Consider the following 12,703-nt stretch of genomic DNA (forward strand, 5'->3'; position numbering starts at 1 on the left):
AGTAAAAATTTATTAATTTCATGCGCTAGATTTAACGTTTGATCCATTTAACCAAAACTTATGCGTTCCAGTAATCCAGCCCTAAAAAAAGCCTTTTCCGGCAGTTACTATGCCGAAGGCAACGATGTAATGACGGTAAAAGGTGCCGTTGATAAAAGCTTTCTCCTGATCCTGATTGTGTTTGCCGGTGCAGCCATCAGCTGGACCCTGATTACAGGTGGCCTGGTGCCTGCACAGCCGCTGTTAATTGGCAGTGCCATAGCTGGCTTTGTGCTGGCCATGGTAACCATCTTTAAAGCAGAAATAGCTAAGTATACTGCTCCCATATATGCAATACTGGAAGGCCTTTTCCTGGGCGGACTTACCCTTTACTTCGAAATGATGTTTTCGGGTATTGCTTTTCAGGCAGTAGGCTTAACCCTTGGCGTATTCATCAGCATGCTGGTTGCCTATAAAACAGGTGTGATCAAAGCCACTGAGGGTTTTCGTGCCGGCCTGATGGCAGCGACTGGTGCTGTAGCCCTGGTGTATGTAATATCATTCGTTATGAGCCTGTTCGGTTACCAGATCCCGTACATACACGAATCAGGCCTTATTGGCATTGGCTTTAGTGTGGTGGTGGTAGTTATAGCTGCCCTTAACCTGATACTGGACTTTGCCTTTATTGAAGAAGGTGCTGCCATGGGTGCTCCCAAACATATGGAATGGTATGCAGCCTTTAGCCTGCTGGTAACCCTGGTGTGGCTCTACCTGGAAATTCTTCGCCTGCTGGCTAAACTCTCCAGCAGAGACTAAGTGTTTCTGGTTTACAATATTATTTAGTACAGCCCCTGTCTTATGGCAGGGGCTTTTTATTTGCTGCACATTGCTGTAACATACTATCTTAACAGGCGCCAGAACCGTATTAACAGGAGAGAGTATATTTGTAGTAAAAGATTGCGGGTAGTTGGGCTTAATTACTGCCTGGAATATATCAGAAACGAACAAACATGACCTTCAAGGAAATATACAACAACATACTGCCCCTGTGGGGAGACACAATTGATTTTTCGGATGCTATTATCCTGGAACCAAAAAAGCCCTATACCAACCGCAAGTCACTGGTTCCTTCAAAGGAAAAGGAGCATTTCTACTCCCAGAAGCTCAGCAGCCAGTGGAATAGTGTAGAAGAGGCTGTTGATGAAAAGGATGAGTGGGGAAAACTGATGATCTGGACGATGTACCAGGTCTTTCACCGGCACGCCCGCAAGAAGTTTGAGCAGAACAAGTCTTCTTTTTCGCCTAAGGAAATCGACAGAAAAGAAATTGAAGAACAGTATTTCAGGAACCTTAGCGAGGATGGATGGGAAGCACAATTAGCAGAATATGAACGAATTATAGAATAAACCATTTCGCCTCCGCATAAGGTACAAGCGGTAAAAAGAGCAGACTGCCTCCTGAAAAAGTAGAAATTTACATTTAAAAAATTAGGTAATTTTTTCGTTTATTGAATTCTGATGTGTCTGTACATGGTGTGGGTCTGCTCACGCATGTGTTCATTCGCACATCAGCAAGCTAAACCTGGGTTTGCAGCGCATGCAATATTCAACAGCAATCTGGTGCCAGCTAAGCACCATAGTTCAGGATGCACGATCACCGTCTGCCGCATTTCTTTATAACCAATGAAAATACTACTGATATTTTTACCATTCTTCTGCATCAGTAATCTTTTTGCCCAGATGACTAAGTCTGCCGATCCCTTTGCCCACACCTATTCTATTGTAGCCCGCGATTCTGCCACCGGCGAAATGGCCGTAGGTGTACAAAGCCACTGGTTTAGTGTGGGTACTGCCGTATCCTGGGCCGAAGCCGGTGTTGGCGCAGTGGCCACACAGTCGTTTGTGAATGTATCTTTCGGCATGCGCGGGCTGGCTCTCCTGAAAGAGGGAAAGTCGCCGCAGGAGGCCCTGGATATACTCCTTAGCGACGATGAGGCCAGGGAGGTGCGGCAGGTAGCCATTATTGACAAGCAGGGGCGGGTAGCCGTGCATACCGGTAAAAACTGTGTAGAATATGCAGGCCATGCAACAGGCACTAATTTTTCTGTGCAGGCCAACATGATGCTCAACGACAAGGTTTGGCCGGCTATGGCTAAATCATTTGAAAAGAATAAAAGCCTGCCCCTGGCTGAGCGGGTACTGGCTGCGCTGCAGGCAGGCGAGGCAGCCGGTGGCGATATAAGAGGTAAACAGTCTGCAGCTTTGCTGGTAGTAAAAGCCAAAGCAAGCGGAGAGCCCTGGAACGATAAGGTACTGGACCTGCGGGTTGATGACCACCCCCAGCCACTGCAGGAAATGGAGCGGCTGCTAAAGGTATTTCGTGCCTACGAGCATATGAACCGCGGCGACCTGGCAGTAGAAAAGGGCGATATGCAGGGGGCCATGCAGGAGTATACTGCGGCAGAACAGATGTTTCCAGATAACCTGGAAATGCAGTACTGGCATGCCATAACCCTGGCAAATGGCGGAAAAGTTGCCGAGGCTGCTGCCATGCTGAAGAAGATCTACAAAAAAGATGCAAACTGGCAGGAGTTAACACGGCGTTTGCCAAAAGCTGGCCTGCTAACGGTAAGTGACAAAGATTTTGCAAGGCTGTTAGGAGAGTAATGTAAATGAACAAGCGCTGCCCCTGCCTTTTCTTTACCCCCTTACTGGTGCTGATGCTTGCATTGGTGGCAGCCCCTCCCCTCTTTGCGCAGAACAAAGCACCCCAGGACTTTGGTTTCAGGTACCTGCAGATGCCCTTTCAGCAAGATCCTGTGAATATTCTGGTGCTATCGCAAAAAGGACAGGAGCAGAAAAAAAAACCACTATTACTCTTTATACAAGGTTCACTGCCTATTCCGCTCATTATATACGATGAGCAGGGCGTTTACGGTACCTTTCCTTTCCGTACTACAGAGCTGCTGCAGCATTACCACCTGGCCATAGTCGGAAAGCCTTTTATTCCGGTAGTTATAGAATCGAAGTACCTTCCGCCTAACTTTACCTTTCTGGATCCGGATACGGGGCATTTCCCGGTAGAGTACTCGGAGCGGAATATCCTGGATTATTATGTAGCCCGTAACCTGGCGGTGATCAGCTACCTGAAAGAACAGCCCTGGGTAAGCAATCAGCAGCTGGTGCTGGCAGGCCATTCCGAGGGTAGTACCATAGCAGCCAAAATGGCAACCCTTTCGCCCGAAATCACCCACCTGGTCTATTCCGGCGGTAACCCCCTGGGGCGCATCATGTCGTTTATAGCCAGGGCCAGGGCTATAGAAGATTCGCAGGCCGAAAGCGATTTACTCTACTGGCAGTATGTGATCAACAATTCAGAAAGCCTGGATGGCTCAGAGGGTGATACCCCCAAAACCACCTACCAGTTTTCCTTACCTCCGCTGCATAACCTGCTGCAGCTGGAGATACCGGTGCTGGTTACCTATGGTACTAAAGATACTGCAGCAATATTCAATGACTACCTGCGGGTGGAGACTATGCGGCAGCAAAAAAGCAACTTTACCTACAAGGCATATTCTGGCCTGGAGCACAACTACTTTGGCCTTACCCCTACCGGCGAGGTAGATTATAACAACTACAACTGGGATAATGTAGTGCAGGACTGGCTCGAGTGGCTGCAGCAGCCGGCAAAGAAGTAGTATTACAAAAATCCTATTGTACGGCCTGTTGTTAAACTATTTTTTTGTACCTTTTTACGGTTCATACAGGCTTGTGCAAACAGCTGATTTTTTCTGCAGAAGCCTGCTGGCCAGTGTAAGCATACCTCAATTTTTATCATAACCCTTAATTTTTAAAGCAATGGAAAATGCTAAAAAAATCCTCTTTCTCACCGGCGACTATGCAGAAGACTACGAAACCATGGTGCCTTTTCAGATGCTGCAGATGGTAGGCTACGAAGTGCATGCCGTTTGCCCGGATAAGAAAAAAGGCGAAGTGATTAGAACGGCTATACATGATTTTGAAGGAGACCAGACCTATTCCGAAAAGCGCGGACACAACTTTCAGCTTAACTACAGCTTTGATGAAGTTAACCCTGCCGATTATGATGGCTTTGTAATTGCCGGAGGCAGAGCACCAGAGTACCTGCGGCTAAACGAAAGGGTGCTGGAGCTGGTGCGTTACTTCATGAACAATAACAAGCCACTGGCAGCCATTTGCCATGCCATTCAGATATTAACCGTAGCCGGTGTGATAAAAGGGCGCAGGCTTACTGCTTACCCTGCTGTTGGGCCTGAAATTGGCTTAGCCGGCGGCACCTATGAGGCTGTTGCCATTGATGATGTGGTGGTAGATGGCAAGCTGGTTACCTCACCCGCCTGGCCGGCCCATCCAAAGTTCATACGTGCATTCCTGGATGTGATGGGTGCAAAAATTGACCTGGGAGCCTCTGCAATGGCTGCTGTTACTGCTTAGTTGTCCCACTCGGTTCTTCTACCTAAGCGGGTCTTGTAGCCCCTGTTTCAGGCAAAAGGGCTCATAAAAAAGGAGGGCAATGGACTTTTACATACCATTGCCCTTTTTTGTGTGGGTATCTGAAAAAAATAGGATACCAGAAAAAATCTGTTGTGCTCTTTCAGCAGTTCGTTTAGCCCTCTTTTTTAACAGCACCTGCAGTACTGCTTTCAGCTTTCTGGGCTGCACCCGGCTTAGGCAGGTCCGTGAGGTGAGAGGCTGCCACCTGCCAGCCCTTTTCGGTACGTACCCAGGTATCGGTGTAGTATTGCTTCACCTGCCGCTTTTCTGCACCAACCATAAATTCCGAAACTACAATACCCCTGAGAATTACTGTGCCGGGATATGCAGTGGCTACGGTTTGTACGGTGTAGAGCTTTGTAGTGCCGGGTTTGCCGGCATGATCGCGCACCATTTTTACGAGCGCTGCCTTGTTTTGTACATTTCCCTGCGGAAACCTGATCTCAAAACCTTCTGCTACAATACGGTCCATGGCGGCGGCATCATTTTGCTCATAAGCATCAAGCCATTGGCGTTCCAGCGCCAGTACTTCCTGCTCTGCCGATTGCTGTGCAGCTGCACCCAGACCCAGGCACAGCAGAAAAAGAAAAATGAGAGTTTTCTTCATATAAAAAGTAAGGATGATAAGGAAAAAGCTATTGCAGGAACAGGAAAGAAAGAGCTGCTTGCTGCCATTTACAAAGTGGTGATTTGCAGCGCTATCTTTACCCAGAAAAGCAGTGGAAAGATAATATATTTGGCAGCGCTGGTAATAGCGCTTTTACACCAGCGGTCATTTTCTTCTTAGAACAACTTCAAATTAGTCTGCATGCATACCATTTTTTCAGATCTTTTTGTACCTTAGGGTTTATGAAAACCACCAGTAACAACATTTTCAAACGATTGAGGAGCCTAAAACAAAAAAACCCTTCCGCTGTTAGGGAAGGGTCTTGTGGGAGTGGTGATGGGCGGAATCGAACCGTCGACTCAAGGATTTTCAGTCCTTTGCTCTACCAACTGAGCTACATCACCAGCCGATTGGGAGTACAAAAGTAGTACAGAAATATATTTTGGCAAACATTTCTGAAGAAAAATATTTTAGAGAATAATTATTTAATCAAAACAACCCCAATTCATAAAAGATAGCCCTTTATGGAATTTTTACCCCGTATCATATTTATACTTATTCTGGGTGTTACTGCCTGGCTGATCTTTAAGCGGGCCAGGTACATTAACCGCAATATTTACCTGGGCAAGTCGCAGGATCGGACCGATCATAAAAGCGAACGCCTGCGCAACCTGCTGCTGATTGCCTTTGGCCAGAAAAAAATGTTTAAGCGCCCCATACCGGCAGTGCTGCACCTTTTCATCTATGTGGGCTTCTTCGTAATCAATATTGAGGTACTGGAGTTTGTGATTGATGGTATTTTTGGTTCCCACCGTTTTTTTGCCAGCATTATTGGAGGCGACGGCCTCTATACCGCTGCCTTAAACCTGTTTGAGTTTCTGGCGGTGCTCATCCTTATCTCCTGCGTGGTTTTCCTCATTAGGCGTAATGTGCTGAAGGTAAACCGCTTTAAAGGAGAGGAAATGACCCACTGGCCAAAGCTGGATGCTAACCTCATCCTAGTCTTCGAGATCATACTTATGTCGGCCATCCTGACCATGAATGCCACTGATACCCTCCTGCAGGCCCGTGACGAACGATATGTGGCTACCGGCAGCTTCTTTTTCAGCGGTCTTTTAACACCCCTGTTCCAGGACTTAAGCACCCCTACCCTTGTCATCATTGAGCGGGCAACCTGGTGGCTGCACATCATCGGTATTCTGGCCTTTACAGTTTATATTACCTACTCCAAGCACCTGCACATTTTCCTGGCTTTCCCCAATACCTACTATGCCGATATAAAGCCTAAGGCTGAAATGCGTAATATGCCTGAAGTAACCCGCGAGGTTAAAAGCATGCTGGGCATTACCGATACCACGGCACCAGACCATGCTGCCCCAGAGGCACCGGGAGAGGGCATGGAAATTGGCCGTTTTGGTGCCAAAGATATTAATGACCTAAGCTGGAAAAACATTCTCGATTCCTACACCTGCACCCAGTGCGGGCGCTGCAGTAGCATGTGCCCGGCATGGCAAACAGGTAAAAAGCTGTCGCCGCGTAAAATTGTAATGGATGTACGTGCACGCGCCGAAGAGGTAGGCAACAGCCTGGACTCCGGCGGGCCGGGTCTGGAAGACGGCAAATCGCTGTTCCGCGATTATATAACCGAAGAGGAGATCAATGCCTGTACCTCCTGCCAGGCCTGCGTGGAAGCCTGCCCTGTTATGATTAACCCGCTGGATGTAATTCTGCAGATGCGCCGCTATATGGCCATGGAAGAGAGCAGCAGCCCGCAGGAGTGGCAGATGATGTTCCAGAACATCGAAACCAGCTTTGCCCCCTGGAAATTTCCACCCAGTGACCGCTTTAACTGGGCAGAGTCTCTTCGTGAGAACAAGGAGTCATAAAGAGCAAGTTAACCTGTACAAATTAACAGGCAGCTGGTATGTAGAAACACCAGCTGCCAAAACAACCACTTACGAATTATTAATCTGATGGAATATAAAGTACCTACCGTTGCTGAACTGGCCGCTGCCGGAGAAACACCCGATGTATTATTTTGGGTAGGCTGTGCCGGTAGCTTCGACGACCGCTACAAAAATGTTACCCGTGCCTTTGTAAAAATCCTGAATAAGATAGGCATCAAGTTTGCCGTACTGGGTACGGAAGAAAGCTGCACCGGCGATCCTGCCCGCCGTGCCGGTAATGAATTTCTTTTTCAGATGCAGGCCATGAGCAACATTCAGGTGCTCAATGGCTACGAGATCAAGCGGATTGTAACTGCCTGCCCACATTGCTTTAATGTGCTGAAAAATGAGTACCCTGCCCTGGGAGGTACCTATGAGGTAATGCACCACAGCAGCTTTCTGCAGCAGCTTATCAATGAGGGCAAAATTACCATGAAAGGCGGTGGTGAATTTAAGGGCAAACGCATTACCTACCATGATAGCTGCTACCTGGGCCGTGGCAATGGAATTTACGAAGCACCACGCGAAGTGCTGGAGGCACTGGATGCCGAGCTGGTGGAAATGAAGCGGAGCAAAGCCAAAGGCTTATGCTGCGGTGCCGGTGGTGCCCAGATGTGGAAAGAACCGGAGCCAGGCTTCCCAGACCCAAAGAAAGCGAAAGATATAAACGTGGAGCGTGCAGAAGAAGCGCTTGCCACCGGCGCCCAGACCATTGCCGTAGCCTGCCCCTTCTGTATGGTAATGCTTTCAGATGGCGTGAAGGCAAAGAATAAAGAAAACGAAGTAAATGTAGTTGACCTGGCAGAGCTGATTGACCGAAGCCTTTGAGGTACGAGGTATGGGCTGTGCGGTATGAGCGTACTCTCTAAGCTTTTAGCAATAGTTTTTTGTGCAGTAGCTGTGTTGCTTGCAGGGCTGGTGTGGTTGCGATCTAAGCTGCCATATAATTCAGAAGAGCGGCTTTTTGATAGAGAAAGCAGTATAGTCTACCATGAGCAGTCTGTTACAGCCTATAGTACATTGCTGGCGCTAAGTTTGATGCTGTCAGTTCTGTTTGTTTACTTTGAATTCAAGACTAAACAAGGAACTTCAGGAGACTGATTCTGCTTTATATTGATTGAATAAGTAGTAAGATTATGCACATACCGTTCAGCAAACTGCCCACTACTGCCCGCATCTGGGTGTATGCGGCTCCAAGAGCTTTTACCAGTGAAGAACTAACGTTTATCAATAATACCGCACCTGAATTTTTAAACAGCTGGGCCACGCATGGAACACCCCTGCAGGCGGGTTTCCAGGTGCTGGAGGATCAGTTTCTGATCTTGGCTGTAGACGAAGGTGTACAGGCAGCCAGTGGCTGCTCCATCGATAGCTCTATGGGCTATGTACGCATGCTGGAAAAAGAGCTGAGTCTTAGCCTTACCGAACGCAGCCTGGTTTATTTTCTGCAGGATGGGCAGGTAAAAGCTTATGCGCTGGGTGAGCTAAAGCAGCTGATAGCGGAAGGTGTGATAACGCCACAAACGCAACTGGTAAACACACTTGTAGCCACTAAGGCTGAGCTGGAGCAAAAATGGTTGTTACCTGCTGCAGAAAGCTGGCTAAAACGGCATTTCAAAAAGGCTGCTGTTTAAGTAAAAACAAATAAAATTTTAAACCACCGCAGGCTTGCGGTGGTTTTTCTTTTGTTAACACTATTCAGGTACACTCCATTTTTCTTGTAAAACACGTATCGGGTTTACCATCAGTCTGTTAATGGTGGCAGCAGCAGGCAGGCGCCGCTGTGGGTGTAGGCATTACGGCAGTATTTCTTAGGGCAATATGTACTGTTCTGCACAAGGCTTTCAAAAAAAATGCATTGGAGGCCGGGCTTAACACCTGCTACATTATGTAAAAGCTGTAACACACCTTGCAAAGGTTTTATGCATAGCGGAATTTTATGATAATAAGAATGTGGGAAAGAGTAAGCCATTGGGGTGTAAATCCGTCTATGCGTCCGCATGAGCGGCGCATCATTCTGCTTACCAATAATCTCTCGCTAATTCTGTTAACCCTAAGCGTATTACTTGCCATAGCCATTGCTGTTACCATAGGCCTGGTTATCCAGGTATATCTTGTGCTGATCACCTGTTTCTTTTATCTGTGGGTACTGGTACTTAACCGTAGCAGGCATCACAGCTTCAGCCGCATGGCCATATGCATTTTTGTGCCTACAGCCACCATGCTTGTGTCGGTGCTGGGAAAAATCAGTAATGAACAGGTAGAAGAATTTTCATTTTTTGCAAGCCGCCTGGTGCTGCTTATTACTGCCCTGTTACCCCTGGTGTTGTTTCGTTTAAACGAGCGGAAGATGCTTGTTACAGGGCTTTCGATAAATTTTTTCTATTTACTGTTACACACCTCCATTCATGCTGTTTTTGGGGTGAGTTACTACCAGCTGGGTTTTGGCTCTCCCTATTACAGGTTTGTTCACCTGCTCTTTATCATACTCTTTGTGCTGATGGTAGCAGCCTTTTTATACTACAAAAATATGCTGATGCAGGCAGAAGAAGAGCTAATGGAGGGGCATAAGCAGCTCAACTATTTGTACGAAGAGCTGGGCATACGGCACGAAGAAATTTCTGCTCAGGCAGATGTACTGGTAGAAAGCCAGCAGCAGCTGCAGGAAGCCAATCAGCTTATAGAGCAGCAGAAGGAGTTACTGCAGGCAGAAAACCTGCAGCTGCACCAGCACCTGCTGGAAAAAAACAAAATTCTGGATGCCAGCAACCGGGAGCTGCACAAACGGCTGGAAGAGCTGCAGCAGTTCAGTTATACCATCTCTCATAACCTAAGAGGCCCGGTTGCCAGCCTGCTGGGCTTATGCAGTCTTTTTAACATGGAAAAGGCCGATCCGGAAAACAGGGAACTAATGCTCCATGCAAAATCATCAGCAGCGGCACTTGATCGGGTGATCCTCGATCTCTCAAAGGTGCTCCAGATACAGGAAGGCCGGCAGGTATCTGAACCCGTAAACCTGGAGCAGCTGCTCGAGAATGTGCTGCTGTCTTTAGATAACGAGCTGGAATCTGCAGAAGCGGAGGTATTCCAGCACCTGGAGGTTAAGCAGCTGCAAAGTGTAAAGTCTTACCTGTACAGTGTATTTTACAACCTGATCAGCAATGCCCTGAAATACAGGCACCCTGACCGTACCTGTTTCATCAAAATAGAAACAAGACCATCAAGAGGTGGTGTGAGCTTAGTGGTAGAAGACAATGGTACGGGAATTGACCTAGTGCAGCATGGGCATCAGCTTTTTAAGATGTACAAACGGTTCCATGAGGGAAAAGACGGGCGCGGCCTGGGTCTCTACCTGGTTAAAGTGCAGGCAGAAATACTGGGAGGCCATGTTGATGTTAAAAGTCAGCCAGGGGAGGGTACCACCTTTACCATCTGGCTGCCAGGCTAGTTCAATTGCAGGTGCCCCATCCTGAAATAGCGATACAAAAAAGTAAAGCTATAAAAGAAGGAGCTTACTACAGCATTAAATAAGCACGTACGCCATATGCCCGAAGCGCTCAAAAGCTGCACGCTCCAGTGCTTCGCGGTGTTGCGGATGTGCTATTTCAATAAGGGCTTTGGCGCGCTGCTTCAGGCTTTTTCCGTACAGGTTTACAGCACCCCATTCAGTTACAATGTAATGCACATTGGCACGGGTAGTTACAACGCCTGCACCCGGGCGCAATACCGGGTTAATTCTGCTCTCGCCCCGAGAGGTAACAGAAGGAAGTGCTATGATAGGTTTACCACCTTCGGAATAAGAGGCGCCCCTGATAAAATCGATTTGCCCCCCTACCCCGCTGTACTGCCGCATGCCAATAGAATCGGCACAAACCTGGCCGGTAAGGTCTACCTCTATGGCGCAGTTAATGGCGGTTACCCTGGGGTTTTGTCGTATTACGCTCACATCGTTGGTGAAGGCTACATCCATGAGCTGTATGGCCGGGTTACGGTCAATGAAATGATAGAGGCGCTGGCTGCCCATTACAAAAGCTGATACGGTTTTACCCCGCATTACTGCTTTATACTCGTTTGTTACCACTCCTTTTTCTATCAGGGGCATCAGGCCGTCGGAGAACATTTCGGTGTGCACGCCCAGGCCTTTGTGGTTGCTCAGGGAGGCGAGTACGGCATCGGGTATGGCGCCAATTCCCATCTGTAGCGTAGCACCATCTTCTACAAGGGCTGCTATGTGCTTGCCAATTTGCCCGGCCTGTTCGCTGCATTTGCGGTTATGCGGTTCGTGCAGCGGCACATTGTGCTTAACCAGGTAATTGAAACTGCTGATGGGCAGCAGGCCATCGCCATATACATGGGGCATATGTACATTTACCTGTGCAATTACAATTTTTGCGCTTTCAATGGCCGCTTTGGTGGCTTCTACCGATGGCCCCAGACTGCAGTAGCCGTGTTTATCTGGTGGCGATACCTGCACCAGGGCAACATCCAGCGGCAACACATTGCGCCGAAACAGGTTGGGTACTTCACTTAAGAAGATGGGAATATAGTCGGCCAAGCCCTCCTGTGTGGCTGTACGTACATTAGGTCCTACAAAGAGGGAGTGTAGCTGAAAGCTATCCTGGTAGCGGGCTTCGGTATAAGGAGCTTTTCCTTCGGTGTGCAGGTGTACAATTTCAACATCTTTCAACTCTGGGGCACGGGCTACCATGGCGTCTATAAGTGCGGCAGGAGCCGCGGCAACGCTGTGTATGTACACCCGGTCTCCCGATTTGATCACCTTTACAGCTTCTTCGGCACTAACAAACTGGCTCATATGCGTATAGCTTTGCGTACAACATACAGTAAAGCTAACGCTTGTTAGTAAACCTTTTTATGATATTAAGCCTCTCTTAAAGTTGATATTAGTCATGAAAGGGGGGCCGGCAGCGCTAAGCCGGATGTGTTACTGCTCCTCTCCCTGCTGGCCGGGGTTAACAAATTTTTTGTAGAACGGGCGGAGCAGGCGTACAATATCGCGGGCATCATCCAGTGCCTGGTGGCTTACAATATCAGACAAGCCGGCTCTTTCTTTACAGGTAGACATGTTGGGTAGCTTTCGGTCGTTGTGCCAGTCGAGGTAAAGCAGGGCGGGATCTATAACTGCATTGCTGATTTTGAGCAGCTCACCATAGCCGGGAAGGTTATGAATAAAGGGCAGGTCGAAGGAAGCAAAGTTTTTACCGGCAGCCAGCAGGGCGCGCTTCCGGTTTACCTGATGGGCATCCAGAAATTCAGCAAAACGGGCTAGTACTTCGCCAGCCTGGCAATGGTCCGGGGGCAGGTTGTTTTTCTGCTCTGCATCGGCAATCTCCTGCAGCAGCCTGGCATTCATGGCAAGTGCGGCTACATTACCGCATAGAATTTCATAATGCACCGCCAGGCGCAGGTAAGGGAGCTCTTCTACGGGTACTTCGGGTTTTTCTGTATCTTCCAGTACGGCAGCAAACTCAATAATCTGGCAGGTAAGCGGATCGGAGCCGGTAGTTTCTAAATCGATACTTAGGTAACGCATGGGGTAGTTTTTTACACAACCGCAACAGGAACAGAAAGTTGCAGCACTACGGCCTGCGCCTGTTATTAACAAGGATTACTGCTACCTG

The 12,703-nt window shown here is 48.2% G+C and carries 12 protein-coding genes and 1 tRNA gene; 9 read left to right on the plus strand and 4 right to left on the minus strand.

The annotated features are described in order from the left end of the window. Positions 1–60 precede the first annotated feature (60 nt). From KWJ01_RS26365 to KWJ01_RS26385, 5 genes are all read left to right on the plus strand, one after another. Entirely contained in the window at positions 61–795 is a 735-nt protein-coding gene (locus tag KWJ01_RS26365; RefSeq protein WP_225000133.1) for a Bax inhibitor-1/YccA family protein, read from the plus strand. 194 nt (positions 796–989) lie between these two features. Continuing rightward, positions 990–1,385, plus strand: a complete 396-nt coding sequence (locus KWJ01_RS26370) for a hypothetical protein (protein ID WP_225000134.1) — start codon at positions 990–992, stop codon at positions 1,383–1,385. Between the two features lie 276 nt (positions 1,386–1,661). Next, on the plus strand, positions 1,662–2,645 hold the full coding sequence (locus KWJ01_RS26375; protein WP_225000135.1) for a DUF1028 domain-containing protein: 984 nt from the start codon (positions 1,662–1,664) through the stop codon (positions 2,643–2,645). A gap of 5 nt (positions 2,646–2,650) precedes the next feature. After that, complete coding sequence (locus KWJ01_RS26380) at positions 2,651–3,676, plus strand: S9 family peptidase (RefSeq protein WP_225000136.1); 1,026 nt, start codon at positions 2,651–2,653, stop codon at positions 3,674–3,676. A 160-nt stretch (positions 3,677–3,836) separates the two neighbouring features. Then, on the plus strand, positions 3,837–4,451 hold the full coding sequence (locus KWJ01_RS26385; protein WP_225000137.1) for a DJ-1/PfpI family protein: 615 nt from the start codon (positions 3,837–3,839) through the stop codon (positions 4,449–4,451). A 172-nt stretch (positions 4,452–4,623) separates the two neighbouring features. Here KWJ01_RS26385 and KWJ01_RS26390 read toward each other — a convergent pair whose 3' ends face one another. Further along, positions 4,624–5,118: a nuclear transport factor 2 family protein gene (locus KWJ01_RS26390; RefSeq protein WP_225000138.1), complete on the minus strand. Its 495-nt coding sequence runs from the start codon at positions 5,116–5,118 to the stop codon at positions 4,624–4,626. Positions 5,119–5,449: 331 nt separating this feature from the next. Further along, a tRNA-Phe gene (locus KWJ01_RS26395) sits at positions 5,450–5,522 on the minus strand. Between the two features lie 120 nt (positions 5,523–5,642). On the opposite strand from KWJ01_RS26395, the gene KWJ01_RS26400 reads away from it, so the two are divergent. The 4 genes from KWJ01_RS26400 (at position 5,643) to KWJ01_RS26415 (ending at position 10,512) form a co-directional block, all read left to right on the plus strand. Beyond that, positions 5,643–7,004 (plus strand): (Fe-S)-binding protein, encoded by a 1,362-nt coding sequence (locus tag KWJ01_RS26400; protein WP_225000139.1) that lies wholly within the window; start codon positions 5,643–5,645, stop codon positions 7,002–7,004. A gap of 87 nt (positions 7,005–7,091) precedes the next feature. Beyond that, complete coding sequence (locus tag KWJ01_RS26405; protein ID WP_225000140.1) at positions 7,092–7,892, plus strand: (Fe-S)-binding protein; 801 nt, start codon at positions 7,092–7,094, stop codon at positions 7,890–7,892. Positions 7,893–8,200: 308 nt separating this feature from the next. Further along, positions 8,201–8,698 (plus strand): hypothetical protein, encoded by a 498-nt coding sequence (locus tag KWJ01_RS26410; RefSeq protein WP_225000141.1) that lies wholly within the window; start codon positions 8,201–8,203, stop codon positions 8,696–8,698. A 305-nt stretch (positions 8,699–9,003) separates the two neighbouring features. Beyond that, positions 9,004–10,512, plus strand: a complete 1,509-nt coding sequence (locus tag KWJ01_RS26415; protein ID WP_225000142.1) for an ATP-binding protein — start codon at positions 9,004–9,006, stop codon at positions 10,510–10,512. Positions 10,513–10,587: 75 nt separating this feature from the next. Here the strand turns inward: KWJ01_RS26415 and KWJ01_RS26420 are convergent, their stop codons facing one another. Both KWJ01_RS26420 and KWJ01_RS26425 read right to left on the minus strand, forming a co-directional pair. Further along, a complete protein-coding gene (locus tag KWJ01_RS26420; protein WP_225000143.1) occupies positions 10,588–11,877 on the minus strand; it encodes an acetyl-CoA hydrolase/transferase family protein in 1,290 nt (429 codons plus the stop codon). Between the two features lie 129 nt (positions 11,878–12,006). Further along, positions 12,007–12,615 carry a 3'-5' exonuclease gene (locus tag KWJ01_RS26425; protein ID WP_225000144.1) on the minus strand — a complete coding sequence of 203 codons (609 nt, stop codon included), beginning with the start codon at positions 12,613–12,615 and terminating at the stop codon, positions 12,007–12,009. Positions 12,616–12,703: the final 88 nt, after the last annotated feature.

The sequence above is a fragment of the Cesiribacter sp. SM1 genome (assembly GCF_020178975.1).
Lineage (GTDB): Bacteria > Bacteroidota > Bacteroidia > Cytophagales > Cyclobacteriaceae > Cesiribacter.

Coding starts and splice junctions, on each gene's coding strand:
- KWJ01_RS26425 (WP_225000144.1), bottom strand. CDS start 12,615: ATGCGTTACCTAAGTATCGATTTAGAAACTACCGGCTCCGATCCGCTT.
- KWJ01_RS26370 (WP_225000134.1), top strand. CDS start 990: ATGACCTTCAAGGAAATATACAACAACATACTGCCCCTGTGGGGAGAC.
- KWJ01_RS26375 (WP_225000135.1), top strand. CDS start 1,662: ATGAAAATACTACTGATATTTTTACCATTCTTCTGCATCAGTAATCTT.
- KWJ01_RS26390 (WP_225000138.1), bottom strand. CDS start 5,118: ATGAAGAAAACTCTCATTTTTCTTTTTCTGCTGTGCCTGGGTCTGGGT.
- KWJ01_RS26415 (WP_225000142.1), top strand. CDS start 9,004: ATGATAATAAGAATGTGGGAAAGAGTAAGCCATTGGGGTGTAAATCCG.
- KWJ01_RS26400 (WP_225000139.1), top strand. CDS start 5,643: ATGGAATTTTTACCCCGTATCATATTTATACTTATTCTGGGTGTTACT.
- KWJ01_RS26380 (WP_225000136.1), top strand. CDS start 2,651: ATGAACAAGCGCTGCCCCTGCCTTTTCTTTACCCCCTTACTGGTGCTG.
- KWJ01_RS26405 (WP_225000140.1), top strand. CDS start 7,092: ATGGAATATAAAGTACCTACCGTTGCTGAACTGGCCGCTGCCGGAGAA.
- KWJ01_RS26365 (WP_225000133.1), top strand. CDS start 61: ATGCGTTCCAGTAATCCAGCCCTAAAAAAAGCCTTTTCCGGCAGTTAC.
- KWJ01_RS26420 (WP_225000143.1), bottom strand. CDS start 11,877: ATGAGCCAGTTTGTTAGTGCCGAAGAAGCTGTAAAGGTGATCAAATCG.
- KWJ01_RS26410 (WP_225000141.1), top strand. CDS start 8,201: ATGCACATACCGTTCAGCAAACTGCCCACTACTGCCCGCATCTGGGTG.
- KWJ01_RS26385 (WP_225000137.1), top strand. CDS start 3,837: ATGGAAAATGCTAAAAAAATCCTCTTTCTCACCGGCGACTATGCAGAA.